The following is a 19,028-nucleotide window of genomic DNA, read 5'->3' on the forward strand; positions in this document are numbered from 1 at the left end:
AGACAGGTGCACCTGCATGGATCAGTGCCCCTGAGGTTGCGGTTGGGCAGCGGAGCCGGCCAGCTCGTGCCGTGCCTGGCTAATCACGCTCAAGCCCCCGCTGATGGCCAGGCCCGCCATGACGGCGGCCACCGCCAGATCGGGCCAGGCAGTGCCAGTGCCCAGAACGCCCAGGGCCGCACCCATCACCGCCAGATTGCCCAAGGCATCGTTGCGGGTGCACAGCCACACGCCGCGCATGTTGGCGTCGCCCTCCCGGTAGGCATAGAGCAGGGCGGCCACGCCCAGGTTGGCCGCCAGCGCCAGGAGGCCCACGCCACCCATGGTGAAGGGCTCGGGCGGTGTGCCCTGCCACGCACCCCAGGCCACGCGCCCGATCACGAACACGCCAAACGCCAGCATGCTGGCCCCCTTGACCAGGGCAGCGCGCGCGCGCCAGGTGAGGGCCATGGCCAGCACCCAGAGCGACAGGCCGTAGTTGGCGGCATCCCCCAGAAAGTCGATGGCGTCAGCCAGCAGCGATGCCGAGCCCGAGCGGGTGCCCGCCCCCAGCTCCACCACAAACATGGCGGCGTTGACGACCAGCGCGATCCACAGGATGCGGCGGTAGCGCGGGTCGGCGGTGGCAGGGGCGCCATGCTGATGGCCGTTGGCGCCGTGGTCGTGGTGGCAGTGGGTAGACATGAGTTCTTCTCCGGTTCTTTGAAAGCAATGGCATGATTGGAAACCTTAAAGTCACTTGAAGGTCAAGCCATGGATCAAAACGTTGTGCAGTTCCGCATTGGCGAGGCCGCCCTGCAGTCCGGGGTGTCGGCTGCCAATATCCGCTACTACGAGAAGGAGGGGCTGTTGCCCCCTGGAGCGCGGGGCGACAACAGCTACCGTCTGTACAGCGGCGCGGATGTGCACCAGCTGCGTTTTATCCGCCTGTGCCGCGCCATGGACATGTCGCTGCATGAAGTGCGCACTTTGCTGGCACTGGACTGGAGCCGCAAGGAAGACTGCGACGCTGCACGCGATACGCTGGATGACCATTTGCAGCATGTGCGTGCCCGTCTGGCAGAGCTGCAGACGCTGGAGGCCGACCTGCTGGCGTTGCGCAACCGCTGTGATGGGTCGGATGACCACTGCCACATCATCGAAGCCCTGCATGCGCGCGCGGATGCGCAGCCCGCCATGCCTTCAGCCACCGCTGCGGGAAAGCGGCATGTGTAGCCCGGTGTGCCGTCGGCGCTTGCCGCCACCAGTTTTCGCGAGGATGTGAGGAGCTGTTTCTTCTGCATCCAAGAATGCTATTTAAATAATAGCTGTCTGCGCTTATCTATCAAGCGCTAGAGCGAAAAAACATGCAAAAAATGCCATGACGACCCACCGTGAACGCTTGCTGTGAGTGCGCCGCTATGATCCGGCCATGATTTCGCGCTTGCCCGGCCTCTCCCTGCCCGAACGTGTGTGGAACACCGCGCGGCGCTGGGCGGTCGCCTGGTGGCGCATCCTGTACCTCGGAGCTGTGGTGCTGGTGCTGGTGCTGTCGCCGTCCAGCTATGGCAAGGGCACGCGCAGGGCGCTGGCGCGCCATCTTTACCTCGACACCGCCCCTGTGCTGCTCGGCTTTACGGTGCTGGCAGCGCTGCTCAGCCTGGTGCTCACGCGCATCGTGGTGGTCACGGCGCTCAGCTATGGCCTGTCGCGTTATGCGCTGGAGATGGTGATCCGCGTGCTGGTGCTGGAGCTGATCCCGCTCACGGCGGCGCTGTTTGTGGCCATGCGCTGCACCATCCCCAATGGCTCGCAAATCACGCGCCTGCGGCAGACCGGCCGGTTCGACACGCTGCGCGCCCATGGCTCTGACCCGGTGCGCATCGAGCTTCTGCCGCGCGTGATCGCGGGCGTGTTCGCCTGCATCACGCTCGCCGCGCTCAGCTGCGTGGTGGCCCTGGTGCTGGCGTACCTGGGGGTGTATGGTTTCAACTTGGCGGGGCTGCCCAGCTACACGCGCATGTTTGGCCAGGTGTTCACGCCCAGCGTGACGATGGTGTTCGCTCTCAAGACGGTGTTCTTCAGCCTGGCCGTGGCGCTCATCCCTATGGCGGCGGGCCTGTACGACACGGGCGACCGCACCCAGCCCGATTCGGAATTGGGCGGCCTGGCCCGCATGTTTGCCGTGCTGCTGATGATCGAGGTGGCCTCGCTCATGGGCAACTATTACTGACCGATGTCTGCTGCACCCGACCCCCCCACCTCCTTTCAGCGACCCACCTTCCGGCACCATGAACGACGAGAACCACAACGCCCGCCCAACGCCGCCCCCAGGACCCGCTCCGACTTCTTCGGCCGCCGATGTGCCGCCCGTGGAAACCTTGCGCCCGGTGGCCTACCTGGAGATCAAGGCGGCGGCGTTGCTGCTGTTCACGGTGGCCCTCATCGTAGGCTCGGGCCTGTACCTGCTGTACGCGCGCGGCGCGTTCGAGCCCACGCAGACCCTGGTGCTGACGGCGGACGATTCCGAAGGCGTGGTGGTGGGCATGGACATGACGTTCTCGGGTTTCCCCATCGGCCGCGTGCGCCGCATTGAGCTGGCCGAAACCGGCAATGCCCGCATCATCGTGGACGTGCCCCGCAAGGATGCGCACTGGCTGCGCGAATCCAGCGTGTTCACCCTGGTGCGGGGCATCGTGGGGGGCACCAATATCCGAGCCTACACCGGCATGCTGAACGACAAGCTCCTGCCCGATGGTTCCGTGCGCCCGGTGCTGCGCGGCGACGCCACCGCCGAAATCCCGCAGCTCATGGCCTCGGCGCGCGAACTGCTGTCCAACCTCAATGCGCTTACGGCGCAGGACGCTGCCCTGGGCGGCAGTCTGGCCAACGTGCGGGCGCTGACCGACCGCATCAACGGACCGGGGGGTGTGCTGGGCGTGCTGATGGGCAACGAGGCCGATGCGAAGAAGATCGTGGCCACGCTCGAACGCACCAACGCCTTGCTTGCGCGCCTGGACGGCATGGCCGCACGCGCCGACAAGCAGGTGTTTGGCAGTGAGGGCAGCAAGGATGCGCTGGTGCCCGAGGTGCGTGCCACGGTGGCCCAGCTCAATGGCCTGCTGGCCGACACCCGCACCAGCCTCAAGAAGGTGGATGCGGTGCTGGTGGAGGCTCAGGCCATTGGCGCCAATGCCCGCGAAGCCTCCACCGACCTGGGGGCCCTGCGCGCCGAGGTGGAAAGCAATCTGCGCAAGGTGGAAAGCCTGGTCAACGAAATCAACCGCAAATGGCCTTTCGCGCGGGATACGGAACTCAAGCTGCCATGAAGCCATTTGCCGCACTGTCCTTCAAGCCCCAGCGCCCTGCCATGTCCCTGCGGATGCCCTTCTTCGGCGCCATGGTGGTCGCGGCGGTGCTGCTGGCCGCATGCTCCAGCAAACCCCCCGTGCCCGACTGGCAGATGAACGCCCAGGGTTCTGCGCAAAAGGCCATCGATGCTTATCTGTCGGGCAATGCACGCGTGGACAAGCTCGAATGGGACCGTGCCCGTGCTGAAGTGGCCCGCACGGGCCGCCCGGACCTGCTGGCCCGGCTGGAACTGATGCGCTGCGCCGCGCAGACCGCCAGTCTGGTGCCCGGCCCCTGCGAAGGCTTTGAACGGCTGCGTGCCGACGCCGCCGCGCCCGAGCGCGCCTATGCTGACTATTTGGCGGGCCGGGTGCAGCCCCAGGATCTGGGTTTGCTGCCCGAAGCCCAGCGCAAAGTGGCCGCATCAGGCGATGCGTCGGCCCTGTCTGCCTTGGAGGACCCGCTTTCGCGGCTGGTGGCCGCAGGGGTGTTGTTTCAGTCCGGGCGCTCCAGCCCGGCGGTGATCACGATCGCTGCCGACACCGCTTCTGCCCAGGGATGGCGCAGGCCGCTGATGGCGTGGCTCAATTTGCAGGCGCAACGCGCCGAAGCTGCGGGCGACCAGCAGGCTGCAGCCGCGCTGCGTCGGCGCATGGCCATCGTGGAGCAAGGTGCACCGCTGCGCTGAGGTGTGCCTGGCTAGCGCAGGCGAGCCTGCAACTGGGTCTCGATGTGCTCCCTCTCCAGCGCAAACTGCTGGGCGTCGATTTCATTGGCCTCGTACTTGCGTGCGGTGGACAGCAGTAGCACGGTGTTTTCCAGCCGTGTGTCTTGCTGCAAGGAAGGGGGCAGGGCGGTGAGGCGATCGAAACTCTGTTTGTAGAGTTCGCTCCAGCTCAGCGCACCCGCCTGGGCCTGGGCACGCGCGCCATCGTGCCAGCGCGCGAATTCTTCGAGGGAGCCGTCCCTGGGGCTGGTGCAGCCCGTCAGCGCTGCCAGAAGCGCCATGGTCGCCAAAGGCCACGCCATGAAGTGAGAAGAAAACTGGCCTGCAGAGATTCGAAAACGTGTGGTCACGATCGTCCTCCATTCTTGAATGCCACCGAAAATCCCGGTGCGCAGCGCCAAATGGTACTCCGATGCTATGTTTTTTACTACCAAGGTGGCAAGAGTGCCGCCGCGATCTGACCGAGGTAAGTCCAGATCATTCCAAAAAGCTGGAGGGGAGGATCTGGTCCAACCCACTGGGCAAGAGCGACATCGAATCCACCGACTGTACGGTCACATCGGGCATCAACAACGATGCCGCAGCCAGTACCGCCAGCACAACCGTGCCGGCAAACGCAGCCAGTGCGCGGGTTCCGGGTGTCAAAGGGTGGCGCTTCATGATGGATCCTGTGTCAAAAAGGGGTGGGAGTCCCAATGAGCTCCCAAGCCAGCCTCAATGGCTGCTGGAAAGGATTTCAGCAAAGCATGCGCCTAGCGTCTGTCAGACAAGTGCGATATCGAGGGTTGTTTTCGGGATGTTGCTTTTGGTTGCATGTGTGCTGCCGCGTGCTGCGCAGTTGGCGGCGCATAGGGTTGCTTGGGATAGACCACAGGCAACGCCGCAAGCAAACCTCATGCGGACCACGCCTTCTCTCCGTCATCGCAGCGAAAGCGGGGGATCGAAGCACCTGAAGAGGCAAGACCTCGATTCCTTTGTATTTCTGAACGCTTGCTGCGAGCTGTTTCCCCGGGGCTAGGAATCCAGCGTTGTTCTGGTTGTGTCGCGCTGCATGTGGCAAACGTCCAGGGAAGGGAGCCAGTCGGGAATGAGTGGCCCCTGCGGAGGCTGGACGGCTGCGAACCTGAATTGGTGACGGGGATACGTGGTTGCCAGCGCTGCCCGTCCTTGCGGCGAAATAGCGAAAACCTCTGCTTTTTGCGCAGGGGCGTCAACATTGGGAAGTCGGGCTTCCACGAGCTGGGCAGCCGCCAGTACGCGAAGCTTGTCAACGTCGCAGGGCTTCTCGATCATCATGGGCAGCTTGCTCTGTGCAAGGACGAACAGTAGCTCCATGGGCATGGGGGCACTCCTTCGGGATGGAGACACTTATTTTGAACAGGGCACTTTGGTGTGACAACCAATCACACGTTTTGCAACAAATTCACTGACTTTGTAGCAAAGCCTGAGTCCTTCGTAGCTGGGGGGTGTGAGTCCATCCAGTCGCCATGGGCGGCTGCCTGACCTTGGTTCATCGAATGTTCATGTTCCGCTCACGTTCGGCTCATCAAGAAGTCAGAACCCATCCATGTTGCTTTGGTGAACTCTAGTTCTCGCAGGCAGCCGCTCCGGCAACTGCGAGATCAAACCACTTCAACCAAAGAAAATCATGAAAAAAACCACCTGCATCGCCGTCGCCAGCCTCCTGATCGGCGCAGCTGCACTGCCCGCTTCGGCCAAGGGCCCGGTCGTCAACCACGCCATCTCCGAAAGCGAAGTGCTGGCGGCTCAGCAAGCCTGGTGCAAGGCGCTGATTGATATCAGCAACGCCAACACCTCCGGCGGCCAAGCGGCTGCCAAGGCGCTCGCTGAAAAGGTGATCGACAGCGCCTACGGCTACCAGATGGGGGCGGTGCTTTTCAAGCCGACACTTACCGAGGTGCCTCAGACCTTTCGCGTCACTCGCGAGGGCGCGCTTTCGTACTTCGTGGGGGGCAATCCGGCGTTCCCCAAGGACACCGGCTTTGCACTGAAGGGCTGGACAAAGTGCGAGATCGCCAATAGTGCCGTGTTCATCGCTGGTGACTCGGCCAACACCATGGGCAATGTGATGTTCACGGGCAAGGACGGCAAGGTGACCACGGTGGACAAGACCTGGGCGTTCGTCAAGGATGACGCGGGCAAGCTGCGCATCGTGGTGCACCATTCGTCCTTGCCATTCACCGGCAACTGACCGGCCCTGGCGTGGGGGCAGCAGCTTCGTACGCAAAGGCCACAGGCGCACTGCGAGTGCGCCTGCCCGGCTTCATAATCCGGGGCTTCCTCCCTTGCCCGCCATGTACCGCGCACGACTCTCTCTGGCCTTTGCCGCCCTGGTGGCCCTGGTCTGCATCCAGGCCGCCTTTGTGTACTGGGGCGCCAACCGCGTCAACGACTACGCCCAGCACAGCCGGCTGGCCAGCGACATCCAGGCGGAGCTGCTGGACCTGTCGGCCAACAAGCAGCGGTTGCGCGTGTGGGCCATGCAGCGCCTGATGAACACCGATGCCCAGCCCGAGCAGCGCGAACGCCTGGTGGCCAGCATGTACGCCAGCGCTGCCAACCTCGATGACCTGGTGCGGCGCGACCTGGCGCTGTGGACCGAGCTCGTGCGCCGCGAAGGCGTGAGCATGCCCGCCGAGGTGCCCCAGCTCGTGGGCGTGACGGAGCTGCTGCGCGACAACATCCAGGCCGTGGAGGCGCGGCTGGCGCAACTGGTGCCGCTGGAGCAGGGCGCCGACTTTCCGGCCCTGTGGGGCGAGCTCACCCAGGTGTTCGACATGGCGCGCGGGCGCGACCTGCGCGAGCTGATCAACGGCGCGATTGCGCACCAGCGCGCGGCCGTGCCGGTGGCGCGCGCCGCCACCGAGCGCGGGCTCGACGTGCTGCGTGCGCAGGCCATCGGCATGGCCCTCGTCACGCTGGCCGTGGCCGTGGTGCTGGCGTTACACCTCAAGCGGCGCCTGCAGCGCCCGCTGGACCGGCTGCTCGAAGGCACACAGGCCCTGCAGGCTGGGGCACTGGACCACCGCGTGGCCACCGGCTCCAACGACGAATTCGACCGCGTGGCCCAGCATTTCAACGCCATGGCGGCCGAGCTGCAGCAGCACCGTGCGCGCGCCGATGCCGCGCGCCGCGGGCTGGAAGACGCCGTGCAGGCCCGCACCCAGGAGCTGAGTGCCGCACACGACACCCTGCAGCGCCTGGACCAGCGCCGCCGCCAGCTGTTCGCCGACCTGGGCCACGAGCTGCGCACCCCCGCCACCTCCATCCGCGGCGAAGCCGAGATCGCGCTGCGCGGCGGCGACAAACCGGCCGACGAATACCGCCAGACCCTGGCGCGCATCGTGGGCGGGGTAGACCAGCTCACCCGCGTGATTCACGACCTGCTGCTCATCGCCAAGGCCGAGGCCGACCAGCTGGTGATGCACCCGGCACCGGTGGACCTGCGCGCCCTGCTGGGCGATGCCGCAGAGCAGGCCGCCGCCTTGGGCGCACCGCAGGGTGTGCAGGTGCAATTGCTGCTGGACGGCACCGAAGGGGGTGGCGATGCCAGCGGCGCACTGCCCACCGGACAGGTCACTGTGCTGGCCGACGCCGACCGCCTGCGCCAGGCGCTGGTGATCGTGCTGGACAACGCGGTGCGTTATTCGGCGCGCGGCGCCACCGTGCGCATCGGCCTGCAGGGCGTGGCGGGGGCGAATGGTGTGGGGGAGGTCGCGGTAGTGGTGCGCGATGAAGGCATCGGCATCGACGCGGACGAACTGCCCCGCGTGTTCGAGCGCTTCGTGCGCGGGCGCCGGGCGCGCGCCCACCGGGCCGACGGCACGGGCATCGGCCTGTCTATCGCCCAGGCCATCGTGCAGGCGCACCAGGGCCGTATCGCCATCGCCAGCGTGCCGCAGCAGGGCACGGTGGTGCGCATCGAACTGCCGCTGTTGATGGCACCCCCGCAGCAGATTGGCGCACAGCAGGGAGTGCTGGCATGAACAAGCACATCCTGGTGGTGGAAGACGATGCGCGCGTGGCCGACTTCCTGGTGCGCGGTCTCAAGGCCGAGGGCTACCGCGTGGAGCTCGCCCGCACGGGGCCCGAAGGCCTGGCCCTGGCGCGCGGCGCCGAGCCCGGCGTGCTGTTGCTCCTGGACCTGATGCTGCCGGGCCTGAGCGGCCTGGAGCTCTGCCAGACCCTGCGCGCCGAAGGCCGCCACATGCCCATGCTGATGCTCAGCGCGCTGAGCAATACCGAAGACAAGGTCAACGGCCTGCGCCTGGGCGCAGACGACTACCTCACCAAGCCCTTTGCCTTCGAGGAACTGCTGGCCCGCATCGAGGCCCTGCTACGACGGGGCCGCGAGCAGCGCCCGCGCTCCAGCACCCTGCAGGTGGCCGACCTGGTGTTGGACCTGGAACGCATGCAGGCCAGCCGGGCGGGCCAGTCCATCGCGCTCACCGCGCGCGAGCTCGCCTTTCTGGAGCTGCTGATGAGCTCACCGGGCCGCGTGTACAGCCGCGAACGGATCCTCTCCAACGTCTGGGGCACCAACGAGGACCCGCTGACCAACGTGGTCGATGTGTACGTGCGCCGCCTGCGCAGCAAGATCGACGAAGGCCATGCCCTCGCGCTGATCAAGACCGTGCGGGGGTTTGGGTACCGGCTGGATGCGATGGCAGATTGAGCCAGGGCAAGGCGAGTTTTGGGTGACAGCGCTGAAGTGCGCGCACCAGCGTCGCGCTGCATTGACGGAGGCTGCCTCCGCAGCGCCCAAGTGGTCCAGGCCGGGCACAGCCTGCAAGGACTTGTTGCGAGCGCGCACGGGATCAGGTGATGCTCATCGCCAGCGGCGTGGTCTGGAACGCAATCTGCCGCCACGCTCCGCCGTCCGCCTGCGTCCACACCTGCAGCACGCGCGAGTCGATGCGCACGGTGCCGGTGCCGTCCTTGCGCACGGCCACCAGCAGCTGGCGGCCGGTCATGACGGCGCTGGTGCCGAGCACCTGCACCTTCAAGTCGGACCGGTCGATCTGCTGGTAGTCGACGTGCGTGCCGCCGGAGCGGAAGTAGCTGTCGTAGTCGTCGGTCTGCCCCTTGGCATGCACATGGGTCAGGCCAGGGTGCAGGATCTCGCGCAGCCGTGCAAAGTCGGCGCGCTTCAGGGCGTCGCAGCGCTGGGCCTCCAGGTCCAGCAGCAGGGCTTCGGCGCCGGAGGGGGAATCGGTGGGGGATGTCATGGGAACCTGTTCTGTTGAAAGCCCGGAGGGCGGATTGGGGGCGGTTCAGCGGGACGCTGCGGCGTTGTCACGAGACGGTAGCGGCTTGCACTGCGAGGTGCTCGCAGGCGCGCTGCAGCAATTCGGTGGTGGGTGCCGTGCCTTGCGCCACGCCGTAGACGATGTGATCGGGCCGCACCAGGGCTGCGTTGCATCCGTGTTGGCCGAACCAGCGCGCAAGGATGCCGTCGGCCTCATGCAATGCCTGCATGCCGGCCACCGCGCGAGTGGTGGTGTCGATGCATGCCACCTGCGCCTGCAGCCGCTGCAGCGCGTCGGTCCATTGCGCCAACTGTTCTGCCGAGGGCGCATCGCGCAGGACCAGTACGAAACCGTGGCCCAGCAGGTCGTCCATCATTTGCTCATGGCCCGCCGTGCCGATCTGGCAGACCGGCTGCGGGAACGGCGTTCCCATCGGTGCTTCGTCGCGGTCGATGAGGCCATGGTGCACGCCGGGCAGCAGGCTCTGGCGCAACTGCATGCGCACCTGGTAGCCTTGCTGGGCGCGCAGGTGCTCGTCGCGCTCGCGGGCACGGGTGATGTCGCGCTCGCAGATGATCTGCCCCAGGCGCTTGACGGTGGCGGTGACCGCCTCCACCTGCGGGCCGCGCTCGGTACCGTAGCTGTTTAGCAGCTCCTCGCCCGCATGGCCCTTGAGCACCCAGTCGAGCTTCCACGCCAGGTTGGCGGCATCGCGCAGGCCCTGGCACATACCCTGGGCAAGAAAGGGCGGCATCTGGTGGGCGCTGTCGCCCGCCAGCAGCACCGGGCCCTGGCGCCACTGCTCCAGCACCACGGCGTGGAAGCGGTAGGTCGCGGCGCGCCAGATGGTGGCCTCCCCGGGGGTGATCCACGGCGCCAGCAGTTGCCAGATGGCGTCTGGCGGCATCTCTCGCTGCTCGGCCTCGTGTGGCAGCAGCAAAAACTCCCAGCGCCGGTGCGTGCCCGGCCCGACGACGTAGGTGCAGGGCCGTGCCGGGTTGCAATACTGGATGTTGGTGTCGGGCAGCCGGGCCAGCACGGATTCGTTCACATGCATGTCCACCACGATCCAGGGCTCGTCGAAATCCAGGCTCTTGAGGCGCAGGCCCAGGCGCTTGCGGGCAGGGCTGGTGCCGCCATCGCAGGCCACTACATAGCGCGCATGCACTTCGCGCGGGCTGCCGCCGGCTGCCTGCACCGTGAGCGCCGCGCCGCCATGCGCCTGCTGGACATCGGTGACTTCGTGGCCCAGTTGCACCTGCACGTTGGGCAGTGCGGCCACGGCTGCACGCAAAGCGGTCTCCAGCGCCGGCTGGTTGAAGGTGTACGACGGTGCCCAGGCCAGCGGGTAGGGCGCAGGTCCCATGTCGAAATGCTGGATGGGCTGGCCGTCAGCGCCTTGGTAGATAGTGGGGCGGTAGGGCGTGATGTGCGCCGCCAGCGCGCCGGCAATGCCGATCTGCTGGAAGGTGCGCATGGCCTCATGGTCCAACGCAAAGGCGCGGGGCAGGGGGTAGATCTGCTCGGACTTGTCAAAGACTGCCACGCGGCACCCGCGCTGCCCCAGCAGGGCGGCCAGGGATGCGCCCACGGGCCCGAAGCCGATGATGGCGACGTCTACAGAAGAGGGGGTGTGGCTGGTCATGGTATTTTTAATGCAATAAATGTGAATTGTGCATAAAAAAACAAAATGTGCATTAGGGGTTGATCCCGATGCCGGCGTCCATGCTTCTATAAAAAAATGCACAAAGTTAGATTTGTGCATTTAACAAGGAGACGACATGTCGATGATGAAAGCGGCCCGCCTGCACCAGGTCGGCGCCCCCATGGAGATCGAGCAATTGCCCATCCCCCAGCCAGCAGCCAATGACGTGCAGGTGCGCGTCAGGGCCTGCGGCATCGTGCCCAACCTGGGCAACATATTGGCCAACTGGACCACCTGGTTTCCCGAGCTGCCGCTGCCCCCGCTGCCTGCCGTCTTCGGGCTCGACCCCGCGGGCGAAGTGACGGCGGTAGGCTCCCACGTACATGCCTGGAAGCCGGGCGACCGCGTGTACGTAAACCCCAGTCTGTACTGCGGCGGCTGCCGCGCCTGCCGCAACGGCGACCTGATCAACTGCACGCACTATGCGTTCAGCGGCTACTTCGGCTTCTCGCAGAACTCGCTCAAGCTCTATGAGAACTACCCCAACGGCGGGCTGGCCGAGTACATGATCGCCCCGCAGTACGCGCTGGTGAAGCTGCCCGACAACGTGGGCTTCAACGAGGCGGCGCGCTTCGGCTACCTGGGCACCATGTACTCGGCCATGCGCAAGGCAGGCGTGGGGCCGGGCAAGAGCGTGCTCATCAACGGCATCAGCGGCACGCTGGGCATCGGCGGCGCACTGTTCGGGCTGGCCATGGGCGCCACCCGCATCCTGGGCACGGGCCGCAACCAGGAGCTGCTGGACCGCGTCAAGGCGCTCGCGCCCGGCCGCATCGAGGTGTTCTCGAATGCCGATGGCGGCGCCATCGATGCCTGGGTGAAGTCGCGCACCGAGGGCCTGGGGGTCGATGCCTTCTTCGACGCGCTGGGCCCCGGCGCCTCGCACGAGACGCTGCAGCAGGGTGTGCGCGCCCTCAAGCGCGGCGGGCGGGCCTACAACATCGGCGCCATTGCCGGCATGGTGGGCATGGACCTGCACACCATGATGGACGAGCAGCAATCCATCGAAGGCTCGGCCTGGTTCACCGCGGGCGAGGGCCAGGACATTGCGGACATGGCCGAGGCGGGAACGCTCGACCTGTCGGTTTTCGAGCATGTGTGCTATCCGCTGGACCGTATCAACGAGGCGATCTCTGGCATTGCGGGGCGCAATGGCGGGTTCAGTAATTTCGTCATAAATCCTTGACGACCCCTGAGTCGCTTCGCGCCTTCCCCCTGGAAGGGGGACGCCGCCCCCGCGGCGGGGCGGCCCTTGCACGGCGACACTGGCTGGGGCCGTGCGCTTTCAGGGGCCTGCGCACGGAGCTTTGGTATCGGATAACTGGAGGTAACTGCTATGCAAATCAGACGAATCGTCGCGGGGGTCGGTGCCAACGGCCGCTCGCAGGTGTTTACGGACGGCGTGGCGCCGCGTGCCGTGGAGTTCGATAGCGCACAGGGCTTTGCCGCTGCCCTGCTGTGGGCCACCTCGGCCGGCGAGGTGCTGGGCCAGGGGGCGGTGGCCGACCGCACGGGGCAGACCGGGTTCGTGCCGGCAGCGGGCGAGACGCTGCTGATGTTCGTCACCTTCCCGCCGGACGCGGTGATGATGCGCGCGGATTTCGACGGTGCGGCTTTTGGTGCGGAGTTTGCGCAGAAGGTGCCGGGCCTGGCCGAGCGATTCGAGCAGGACCACCCGGGCATGCACACCACCGAGAGCATCGACTACGACGTGGTGCTGGAGGGCGAGATCACGCTGGAGCTGGACGACGGCGCCCAGGTGCTGCTGCGCCGGCACGACGTGGCGGTGCAGCACGGCAACCGGCACGCCTGGCGCAACCACACCGACCAGCCTGCCACCATGCTGTTCGTGCTGATGGGGGCGCGGCGGTCAGGTTGATTGCCATGACGGGGCTTGCAGGGGCTGCAGGCCCCTGCGTGCATCACGCCTGCTGGCGCGCGGCCTGGAGCCAGCGGATCTCGCCGAGCAGGTCCACCAGGCCGGCCTGGATGAAGCCCAGGGTCGGTTCGTCCACCAGGCGGCCGTCCTGGATGCGGCTGGCCACGCCTGCGATGGCGATGTGCTGGCGCACCAGCGGCCGGGCCAGCGTGGCGGCCAGGGCGTCGCGGATCTGAGCCTGTGCGCGCACGCCGCCGGCCGTGCCGGGCGATGCCGTCATGATCAGTACCGGCTTGCCCTTGAGCGGCGAGGCGAAGCCTGGGCGCGATGCCCAGTCGATGGCGTTCTTAAGCACACCGGGGATGCCGTAGTTGTACTCGGGCGAGCAGATCACCAGGCCGTCCGCAGCCGCGATGGCGGCCTTGAGCTGCGCAACGGCTACCGGCGGGCTGTCGCCATCGAGGTCGGCGTTGTACATGGGCACGTCGTCCAGCGGGAACAATTCCAGCGTGGCGGTGGGTGGCAGCAGCGGTGTGAGGCTGCGCAGCACGGCCGTGCAGTGCGATGCGCGGCGGATGCTGCCCGATATGGCAACGAGGCGTGTGGGGGCGGCGTTCGGGTTGGCGGTCACTGGGGTTTGCTCCTTCTTTCAATTGTTTGAGTTTATGCATAAAATTCAAAACATGTACAAAAAAGAAACGCCCACGCGCACGCCGCCCCTGGTCGACCAGGCGTTTGCACAACTGCGCCACGATGTGCTGAGCGGTACCTACGGTGCCGGTGCCAAGCTCAAGCTCGATGAGTTGCAGACGGCGTATGGCTTTTCCAGCAGCCCGCTGCGGGAGGCCCTGAGCCGTCTGGCCCAGGAGGGCTTGATCCGGGCCGACGAGCGGCGCGGGTTTCGGGTGGCGGCCATTTCGGAAGAAGACCTGGCCGACATCACCCGCATGCGCGTGATGCTGGACGTGCAGGCGCTGCGCGAGTCCATCGCCCATGGCGATGATGCGTGGGAGGCCTCTGTGGTGGGTGCCTACCACCGGCTTGAAAAAGTGGAGGGCCGCCTGGGCGATGGGCCGGTCATTCTGGACAACGATTGGACCGAACTGCACACCGCCTTCCATACGGCGCTGATCTCCGCCAGCCCATCGGAGCGCCTGCGCACCTGGAGCGCCAGCCTGTTCGACCAGGCCGAGCGTTACCGCCGCTACTCGGCCCGCTTTCGCAAGACCTCGCGGCGCAAGTCGAACGAGCACCGCAAGCTCATGGACGCCACGCTGCGCCGCGATGCGGACACCGCCTGCGCGCTGCTTGAAGAGCACATCCTGAGCACCCAGCGCAATGTGATGGCGGTGCTGGCGCAGGTCGAGCAGCAGGACGGCTGATCCTGCGGCCGCCACCAGGGCTGAAGGGCTCCTGGCTGTCCCGGCATCCAACTGACCGGTAGCGGGCTGCACGCACCGCCCTCATGCCCTGGCGGCCATCGCGGCCCCGCGCATCCCTTTCAGCCTTTCTCTTCGCGCACCCCCAGCGCATCTGCACCCACGCAGCCCAGGCGGCACGCCGCTGCGGGCTTGCCCTTGCCTGCCTGGCGAACGCGGGGTCGGGTGCCGGCCACCCGCAACTTTCCCCCTGTTGATTACCTGAGGCGCTGCCGCTGGCAGGCTCTTTCGCGTCTCTTCAGTTTTGTGCTTGGTGTAAACCACTATGCATTTACAATGTTTTATGCATAAAAATAACTTCATGCACCAAGTCGTGCGGCTGGAAAACTTCACTCCGGGTCGCCGTTCTTTTCACCTCTCCCATCCCTTTGAAGGAAACCCATGAAACTGATGTCCTACTCGATCGCCGGCCGTGAAACCTGGGGCGTTGTCGTCGACGATGGCGTGGCCGAACTGGCGGCGCGCACGGGCCATGCCACGCTGGCCGACTTCATCGCCAGCCCCGACTTCGCGCGCCGCGATGCGCTGGTGTCCGGGCTGGGCGCCGATGCGAAGCTGGCCGACGTGGTGTACCTGCCCGTGATCCCCCGCCCCGAGAAGATCGTCTGCGCGGTGCGCAACTACATGGACCACCACCAGGAGGTGCTGGCCGCCGGCATGCACCGCGAGCTGTCCGAGCAGCCGCCGATCTTTTTGCGCGTATGGCGCTCGCAGACGCCGCACCAGGGGCCCATCGTGCGCCCGCACGTGTCGGAGTCGCTGGATTGGGAGGGCGAGCTGGCCGTCATCATCGGCAAGGAGGGGCGCGACATCAGCGAGGCCGATGCCTGGGCGCACATCGCGGGCTACAGCTGCTACAACGATGCCAGCGTGCGCGAATGGCAGTTCCACGCCAAGCAGATCGCATCGGGCAAGAACTTCGAGTCCACCGGCGCCTTCGGCCCCTGGATGGTGACGGCCGACGAGATAGCCCCTGGCCGCGAGCTCAAGCTGGAGACGCGGCTGAACGGTGCTGTGGTGCAGTCCAGCCACACGGGCCACATGATCTTCTCGATCCCGCGCCTGATCGCCTACGCCTCCACCATCTTCACTTTGGTGCCCGGCGACGTGATCATCACCGGCACGCCGGCCGGTGTGGGCTGGAGCAAGAAGCCTCCGCAGTTCATGAAACCTGGCGACGTGGTGGAGGTGGAGATCGAAGCCATCGGCTTGCTGCGCAACCCGGTGGTCGCGCAGGCCTGAGCGTTGCCACTCCCCAGATCCCATCCATCCACCACCAACGGGTAGAGCACCAGGCCCCAAGACGGCCGCCGCCCATGGAGACAAGCATCATGAACAGAAGACACCTGCTGGCTGCCTGCAGCGCGGCTGCCGTTGCCTGGCCGGCATTGCCGGCCCTGGCCCAGGCCTACCCGGAGCGGGCCATCAAGCTCTACCAGGGCTTTGCGCCCGGCGGCAATGCCGACGCCATCGCCCGTGCGGTGGGCATGGAGATGGCCCGTGCGCTGGGCCAGCCCGTGGTGGTGGAGGCGCAGTCCGGCGCGGGCGGCACCATTGCCGCCACCACCGTGGCGCGCGCCAAGCCCGACGGCTACACCCTGCTGCTGGCCACCGGTGGCCACGCAGTGGCGGGGGCGCTGTACAACACGCTGCCCTACAAGTCGGTGGCCGATTTCGAGATGGTCTCCACCGTCACCTACTTCCCCTTTCTGGTGGTGGTCAACACCAACTCCAGGGTGCAGGGGCTGCGCGAGGTGATCGCCAGCGCGCAGGCCGCGCCCGGCACGGTGGCCTATGGCACGGCGGGGGTGGGCTCCACCCACCATTTGGCTGGCGAGCTGCTGGCCAAGCTGGCGCGGGTGAACCTGCTGCACGTGCCCTACCGGGGCGATGCCGCCTCGCTCACCGCCTTGCTGGCGGGGGACGTGCCCTTCATCATCGCGCCGCCCACGGCGGTGATGGCCAACATCCAGGCCGGCAAGCTGCGCGCCATTGCCACCACCGGCCCGCAGCGCTGGCCGGGCCTGCCGAATGTGCCCACCGTGGCCGAGCAGGGCGTGGCGGGCTACGACGTGCGCTCGTGGGCCGGCCTGATGGCACCGGCCGGCACGCCCCGGGCCGTGGTGGAGCGCCTGAACGCCGAGGCCCTGCGCGCGCTGCAGGCGCCCGCCGTGCGACAGCGGCTGGAGGACATGGGCGGCGAGGCGCGCGGCAGCACGCCCGAAGAGATGAAGGCCATGGTCAGCCACGAGCTCGAAAAATGGCAGCAGGTGGTGGCCGATGCCAAGATACCGAAACAATGAACGACTGAAAAAATTCACTGAAAGACTTTTCGCATGACTCTGATCGCCCTCCGCAAACGCAGCCTCAGCATTGAGACCATCTACCACGAAGGCGGCCCGCCAGCGCAGCAGCCGCTGCGCGTGGCTGCGGCCTGCGCGGTGATCCACAACCCCTATGCCGGCCGGTACGAGCCGGACCTGCTGCCCTTCATGGCCGAGTTGCGCAGCCTGGGCACCCTGCTGGCGCAGGAGCTGGTGGACACCTTGGGCAAGGAAAACGTGCAGGCCTACAGCAAGGCGGCCATCGTCGGGGTCAACGGTGAGCTGGAGCACGGCGCTGTCTGGCACGAGGCCGGTGGCTGGGCCATGCGACAGGTGCTGGGCGAGCCCAAGGCCATCGTGCCGGCGGCCAAGGCCGTGGCGGCCACGGGCTACCGGTTGATGGTGCCGCTGCACTACATCCATGCGGCCTATGTGCGCAGCCACTTCAACAGCACCGAGGTGGGTATACAGGACGCACCGCGCCCCAACGAGATTTTGTTCGCGCTGGTGATGGCCGATGGCGGGCGCGTCCACTCGCGCCTGGGCGGGCTCACGCGCGAGCAGGTCAGCGTGCACGACGGGCAGCGCTGAGCATGGCGGCACACACAACCATAACGATGAAGGCCGTGCAGCTGCAGGTCACCGGCGGCCCCGAAGTGCTGTCGCTCGTGGACCTGCCCGAGCCCCAGCCGGGCCCGGGCGAAGTGCGCGTGCGCGCCCACGCCATCGGTGCGGGCGGGCCGGACGTGCTGATCCGCAACGGCACCTACAAATGGATGCCCCCGCTGCCCGCCGTGCCCGGCAATGAGCTGGCCGGCGTGGTGGATGCCGTGGGCCCTGGCGTGGACCGCCTGGCCGTGGGCGAGCGCGTGCTGGTCAGCGCCCGCGAGCTGCCCCAGCGCGGTGGCTGCTACGTGCAGGCCATCTGCGTGGACCAGGCCGTGCCCTTCGTGCTGCCGGCCAGCATTGCCTTCGACGATGCGGTGAGCCTGGGCAACTTCCAGCTCGCGCTGGCGCTGCTGGCGAGCAACGGCAACCTGCCTGCGCAGGCCATCCTGGTGCCCGGCGCGGCCGGCGGCGTGGCCACGGCGCTGGCGCAGGTGGCGCGCTCGCGCGGGCTGCGCGTGATCGGCACGGCATCCAGCGCGGAAAAGCGCGCTTTTGCGCTGGAGAACGGGGTCACCGACCTCGTCGATGGCGATGTGCAGGCCCTGCCGCAGCACGTGATGCAGCTCACCGGCGGGCGCGGCGTGGACCTGGCCTTCGACCACGTGGGCGCGGCACTCTTCATCGCTTGCCTGCGCTCGCTGGCGCCCTCGGGCATGGCGGTGTCGTACAACATCCTTGCCGGCCCGCCCTCCAACGACGTGTTCGACGAGCTGCGCAAGCTGCTTGCCAAGAGCCTGGCCATCCGCACCTTCTCCATCCACGCGGTGGATGCCGACATCGCACAGCGCCGCGGCCTGATGGAGCAGGCCATTGCGCTGATGGCCAGCGGCCAGGTGCGCGCACCGCGCGCCATGCGCCTGCCGCTGGCGCAGGCCCGCCAGGCGCACGAGCTGCTGGACAGCGGTGGCACGCTGGGCAAGCTCGTCCTCGTTCCTTGAATTGTGTGGAGCCTGTCACCATGAACACCCCCTACACCGCCAACCTCTCTCACTGCGGCATCTTCTGCCGTGACCTGGAGGTCATGAAACGCTTCTACACCGGCGTGTTCGACATGCAGGAGACCGACCGGGGCGAGGGCGTCACCTTCCGCTTCGAGATCGTGTTCCTGAGCGGCCGCAACGACCAGCACCACCAGTTGGTGCTGGCCGGCGGGCGCGGCGCCGATGCGCCCAGCACGGTGATGCAGCTGTCCTTCAAGGTCCAGACCCTGGACCACCTGCGCGAGGCGCGCCGCAGGGCTCTGGCGCTGGGCGCCACCAAGATGCGGGGGCTCAACCACGGCAACGCCATCTCCATCTACTGCATGGACCCCGAAGACAACACGGTGGAGGTGTACCTGGACACCCCCTGGTACGTGAGCCAGCCCCACGGCGACCCGCTGGACCTGGACCAGGACGACGAGGCCATCTGGGCCCAGACCGAGCGGGTGGTGCGCACCGACCCGAGCTTCATGCCGGTGTCGCAATGGGCAGCACGCTTCGCATTGCGTAACGAGGCGTTGAAGAAATCGAAGCTTTAGTCGAGGGCGATTGGGAGCATCCTTCGCCTCTGATCGCGGATCCAAGGACGCGCAGGGGTTGCGAGGCTTTTCAGCTGCTTGCAGAGGCATGGACGCAGCAACAAAAAAGGCTCCCAACGGGAGCCCAGTTTGCTTGGCTTCAGTGCGGGATAAAAACACTCCCCAT

At 66.7% G+C, this 19,028-nt stretch carries 22 protein-coding genes; 15 read left to right on the forward strand and 7 right to left on the reverse strand.

Annotation, left to right across the window (positions count from 1 at the left end; genetic code table 11):
- Positions 1 to 21: 21 nt before the first annotated feature.
- Positions 22 to 684: a cation transporter gene (locus ASE39_RS09020; protein ID WP_057270914.1), complete on the reverse strand. Its 663-nt coding sequence runs from the start codon at positions 682 to 684 to the stop codon at positions 22 to 24.
- 69 nt (positions 685 to 753) lie between these two features.
- On the opposite strand from ASE39_RS09020, the gene ASE39_RS09025 reads away from it, so the two are divergent.
- The 4 genes from ASE39_RS09025 to ASE39_RS09040 all read left to right on the forward strand — a co-directional run bounded on the left by ASE39_RS09025 (position 754) and on the right by ASE39_RS09040 (position 4,018).
- Positions 754 to 1,215 carry a Cd(II)/Pb(II)-responsive transcriptional regulator gene (locus ASE39_RS09025; protein ID WP_057270915.1) on the forward strand — a complete coding sequence of 154 codons (462 nt, stop codon included), beginning with the start codon at positions 754 to 756 and terminating at the stop codon, positions 1,213 to 1,215.
- A 196-nt stretch (positions 1,216 to 1,411) separates the two neighbouring features.
- Positions 1,412 to 2,212 carry an ABC transporter permease gene (locus tag ASE39_RS09030; RefSeq protein WP_010460964.1) on the forward strand — a complete coding sequence of 267 codons (801 nt, stop codon included), beginning with the start codon at positions 1,412 to 1,414 and terminating at the stop codon, positions 2,210 to 2,212.
- A gap of 58 nt (positions 2,213 to 2,270) precedes the next feature.
- Positions 2,271 to 3,308 (forward strand): MlaD family protein, encoded by a 1,038-nt coding sequence (locus tag ASE39_RS09035; RefSeq protein ID WP_057223582.1) that lies wholly within the window; start codon positions 2,271 to 2,273, stop codon positions 3,306 to 3,308.
- Positions 3,305 to 4,018: a hypothetical protein gene (locus ASE39_RS09040; protein ID WP_241776901.1), complete on the forward strand. Its 714-nt coding sequence runs from the start codon at positions 3,305 to 3,307 to the stop codon at positions 4,016 to 4,018. Before ASE39_RS09035 ends, ASE39_RS09040 begins: the two co-directional genes overlap by 4 nt.
- Positions 4,019 to 4,029: 11 nt before the next feature.
- Here ASE39_RS09040 and ASE39_RS09045 read toward each other — a convergent pair whose 3' ends face one another.
- The 3 genes from ASE39_RS09045 to ASE39_RS09055 form a co-directional block, all read right to left on the reverse strand.
- The gene (locus ASE39_RS09045) at positions 4,030 to 4,407 is read right to left on the reverse strand and encodes a hypothetical protein (RefSeq protein WP_242421394.1); all 378 of its coding nucleotides are present in this window, start codon (positions 4,405 to 4,407) and stop codon (positions 4,030 to 4,032) included.
- Between the two features lie 127 nt (positions 4,408 to 4,534).
- Positions 4,535 to 4,717 carry a hypothetical protein gene (locus ASE39_RS09050; protein WP_010460972.1) on the reverse strand — a complete coding sequence of 61 codons (183 nt, stop codon included), beginning with the start codon at positions 4,715 to 4,717 and terminating at the stop codon, positions 4,535 to 4,537.
- Between the two features lie 354 nt (positions 4,718 to 5,071).
- Positions 5,072 to 5,398 carry a hypothetical protein gene (locus ASE39_RS09055; RefSeq protein WP_057270917.1) on the reverse strand — a complete coding sequence of 109 codons (327 nt, stop codon included), beginning with the start codon at positions 5,396 to 5,398 and terminating at the stop codon, positions 5,072 to 5,074.
- Positions 5,399 to 5,705: 307 nt separating this feature from the next.
- On the opposite strand from ASE39_RS09055, the gene ASE39_RS09060 reads away from it, so the two are divergent.
- The 3 genes from ASE39_RS09060 to ASE39_RS09070 all read left to right on the forward strand — a co-directional run bounded on the left by ASE39_RS09060 (position 5,706) and on the right by ASE39_RS09070 (position 8,753).
- Complete coding sequence (locus ASE39_RS09060; protein ID WP_057270918.1) at positions 5,706 to 6,269, forward strand: hypothetical protein; 564 nt, start codon at positions 5,706 to 5,708, stop codon at positions 6,267 to 6,269.
- Between the two features lie 103 nt (positions 6,270 to 6,372).
- Entirely contained in the window at positions 6,373 to 8,064 is a 1,692-nt protein-coding gene (locus tag ASE39_RS09065; RefSeq protein ID WP_057270919.1) for a HAMP domain-containing sensor histidine kinase, read from the forward strand.
- Positions 8,061 to 8,753, forward strand: coding sequence for a response regulator transcription factor (locus ASE39_RS09070; RefSeq protein WP_057270920.1), 693 nt, complete (start codon positions 8,061 to 8,063; stop codon positions 8,751 to 8,753). The genes ASE39_RS09065 and ASE39_RS09070 overlap by 4 nt, the downstream gene beginning before the upstream one ends.
- Positions 8,754 to 8,895: 142 nt before the next feature.
- Here ASE39_RS09070 and ASE39_RS09075 read toward each other — a convergent pair whose 3' ends face one another.
- Both ASE39_RS09075 and ASE39_RS09080 read right to left on the reverse strand, forming a co-directional pair.
- Positions 8,896 to 9,306, reverse strand: a complete 411-nt coding sequence (locus ASE39_RS09075) for a nuclear transport factor 2 family protein (RefSeq protein WP_057270921.1) — start codon at positions 9,304 to 9,306, stop codon at positions 8,896 to 8,898.
- A 67-nt stretch (positions 9,307 to 9,373) separates the two neighbouring features.
- Complete coding sequence (locus ASE39_RS09080) at positions 9,374 to 10,972, reverse strand: bifunctional 3-(3-hydroxy-phenyl)propionate/3-hydroxycinnamic acid hydroxylase (RefSeq protein WP_057270922.1); 1,599 nt, start codon at positions 10,970 to 10,972, stop codon at positions 9,374 to 9,376.
- 136 nt (positions 10,973 to 11,108) lie between these two features.
- Here ASE39_RS09080 and ASE39_RS09085 point away from each other — a divergent pair, with 136 nt between their 5' ends.
- Together ASE39_RS09085 and ASE39_RS09090 are read left to right on the forward strand one after the other, a co-directional pair.
- Positions 11,109 to 12,218, forward strand: a complete 1,110-nt coding sequence (locus ASE39_RS09085) for an alcohol dehydrogenase catalytic domain-containing protein (protein WP_057270923.1) — start codon at positions 11,109 to 11,111, stop codon at positions 12,216 to 12,218.
- Between the two features lie 150 nt (positions 12,219 to 12,368).
- Positions 12,369 to 12,911 (forward strand): cupin domain-containing protein, encoded by a 543-nt coding sequence (locus ASE39_RS09090; RefSeq protein ID WP_057270924.1) that lies wholly within the window; start codon positions 12,369 to 12,371, stop codon positions 12,909 to 12,911.
- Positions 12,912 to 12,954: 43 nt separating this feature from the next.
- Here the strand turns inward: ASE39_RS09090 and ASE39_RS09095 are convergent, their stop codons facing one another.
- Positions 12,955 to 13,542: an NADPH-dependent FMN reductase gene (locus ASE39_RS09095; RefSeq protein ID WP_057270925.1), complete on the reverse strand. Its 588-nt coding sequence runs from the start codon at positions 13,540 to 13,542 to the stop codon at positions 12,955 to 12,957.
- A 34-nt stretch (positions 13,543 to 13,576) separates the two neighbouring features.
- Between ASE39_RS09095 and ASE39_RS09100 the strand changes: the two genes are divergently transcribed.
- From ASE39_RS09100 to ASE39_RS09125, 6 genes are all read left to right on the forward strand, one after another.
- Entirely contained in the window at positions 13,577 to 14,293 is a 717-nt protein-coding gene (locus tag ASE39_RS09100; RefSeq protein WP_029413710.1) for an FCD domain-containing protein, read from the forward strand.
- Positions 14,294 to 14,731: 438 nt separating this feature from the next.
- Positions 14,732 to 15,592, forward strand: coding sequence for a fumarylacetoacetate hydrolase family protein (locus ASE39_RS09105; RefSeq protein WP_057270926.1), 861 nt, complete (start codon positions 14,732 to 14,734; stop codon positions 15,590 to 15,592).
- Positions 15,593 to 15,681: 89 nt separating this feature from the next.
- Positions 15,682 to 16,653 carry a tripartite tricarboxylate transporter substrate binding protein gene (locus tag ASE39_RS09110; protein ID WP_057270937.1) on the forward strand — a complete coding sequence of 324 codons (972 nt, stop codon included), beginning with the start codon at positions 15,682 to 15,684 and terminating at the stop codon, positions 16,651 to 16,653.
- Positions 16,654 to 16,686: 33 nt separating this feature from the next.
- Positions 16,687 to 17,265, forward strand: a complete 579-nt coding sequence (locus ASE39_RS09115) for an amino acid synthesis family protein (protein ID WP_057270927.1) — start codon at positions 16,687 to 16,689, stop codon at positions 17,263 to 17,265.
- Positions 17,266 to 17,291: 26 nt separating this feature from the next.
- Complete coding sequence (locus ASE39_RS09120; protein WP_242421395.1) at positions 17,292 to 18,281, forward strand: zinc-dependent alcohol dehydrogenase family protein; 990 nt, start codon at positions 17,292 to 17,294, stop codon at positions 18,279 to 18,281.
- Positions 18,282 to 18,301: 20 nt separating this feature from the next.
- On the forward strand, positions 18,302 to 18,862 hold the full coding sequence (locus ASE39_RS09125; protein WP_057270929.1) for a VOC family protein: 561 nt from the start codon (positions 18,302 to 18,304) through the stop codon (positions 18,860 to 18,862).
- Positions 18,863 to 19,028: the final 166 nt, after the last annotated feature.

This window comes from Acidovorax sp. Root267, assembly GCF_001429215.1.
GTDB lineage: Bacteria > Pseudomonadota > Gammaproteobacteria > Burkholderiales > Burkholderiaceae_C > Acidovorax > Acidovorax radicis.

What these genes read in the sequence shown, in the direction of transcription:
- ASE39_RS09060 (WP_057270918.1), top strand. Translation starts at nt 5,706, where the DNA reads ATGAAAAAAACCACCTGCATCGCCGTCGCCAGCCTCCTGATCGGCGCA.
- ASE39_RS09080 (WP_057270922.1), bottom strand. Translation starts at nt 10,972, where the DNA reads ATGACCAGCCACACCCCCTCTTCTGTAGACGTCGCCATCATCGGCTTC.
- ASE39_RS09040 (WP_241776901.1), top strand. Translation starts at nt 3,305, where the DNA reads ATGAAGCCATTTGCCGCACTGTCCTTCAAGCCCCAGCGCCCTGCCATG.
- ASE39_RS09035 (WP_057223582.1), top strand. Translation starts at nt 2,271, where the DNA reads ATGAACGACGAGAACCACAACGCCCGCCCAACGCCGCCCCCAGGACCC.
- ASE39_RS09065 (WP_057270919.1), top strand. Translation starts at nt 6,373, where the DNA reads ATGTACCGCGCACGACTCTCTCTGGCCTTTGCCGCCCTGGTGGCCCTG.
- ASE39_RS09085 (WP_057270923.1), top strand. Translation starts at nt 11,109, where the DNA reads ATGTCGATGATGAAAGCGGCCCGCCTGCACCAGGTCGGCGCCCCCATG.
- ASE39_RS09070 (WP_057270920.1), top strand. Translation starts at nt 8,061, where the DNA reads ATGAACAAGCACATCCTGGTGGTGGAAGACGATGCGCGCGTGGCCGAC.
- ASE39_RS09090 (WP_057270924.1), top strand. Translation starts at nt 12,369, where the DNA reads ATGCAAATCAGACGAATCGTCGCGGGGGTCGGTGCCAACGGCCGCTCG.
- ASE39_RS09115 (WP_057270927.1), top strand. Translation starts at nt 16,687, where the DNA reads ATGACTCTGATCGCCCTCCGCAAACGCAGCCTCAGCATTGAGACCATC.
- ASE39_RS09075 (WP_057270921.1), bottom strand. Translation starts at nt 9,306, where the DNA reads ATGACATCCCCCACCGATTCCCCCTCCGGCGCCGAAGCCCTGCTGCTG.
- ASE39_RS09105 (WP_057270926.1), top strand. Translation starts at nt 14,732, where the DNA reads ATGAAACTGATGTCCTACTCGATCGCCGGCCGTGAAACCTGGGGCGTT.
- ASE39_RS09120 (WP_242421395.1), top strand. Translation starts at nt 17,292, where the DNA reads ATGAAGGCCGTGCAGCTGCAGGTCACCGGCGGCCCCGAAGTGCTGTCG.
- ASE39_RS09030 (WP_010460964.1), top strand. Translation starts at nt 1,412, where the DNA reads ATGATTTCGCGCTTGCCCGGCCTCTCCCTGCCCGAACGTGTGTGGAAC.
- ASE39_RS09025 (WP_057270915.1), top strand. Translation starts at nt 754, where the DNA reads ATGGATCAAAACGTTGTGCAGTTCCGCATTGGCGAGGCCGCCCTGCAG.
- ASE39_RS09055 (WP_057270917.1), bottom strand. Translation starts at nt 5,398, where the DNA reads ATGCCCATGGAGCTACTGTTCGTCCTTGCACAGAGCAAGCTGCCCATG.
- ASE39_RS09100 (WP_029413710.1), top strand. Translation starts at nt 13,577, where the DNA reads ATGCATAAAATTCAAAACATGTACAAAAAAGAAACGCCCACGCGCACG.
- ASE39_RS09110 (WP_057270937.1), top strand. Translation starts at nt 15,682, where the DNA reads ATGAACAGAAGACACCTGCTGGCTGCCTGCAGCGCGGCTGCCGTTGCC.
- ASE39_RS09050 (WP_010460972.1), bottom strand. Translation starts at nt 4,717, where the DNA reads ATGAAGCGCCACCCTTTGACACCCGGAACCCGCGCACTGGCTGCGTTT.
- ASE39_RS09125 (WP_057270929.1), top strand. Translation starts at nt 18,302, where the DNA reads ATGAACACCCCCTACACCGCCAACCTCTCTCACTGCGGCATCTTCTGC.
- ASE39_RS09020 (WP_057270914.1), bottom strand. Translation starts at nt 684, where the DNA reads ATGTCTACCCACTGCCACCACGACCACGGCGCCAACGGCCATCAGCAT.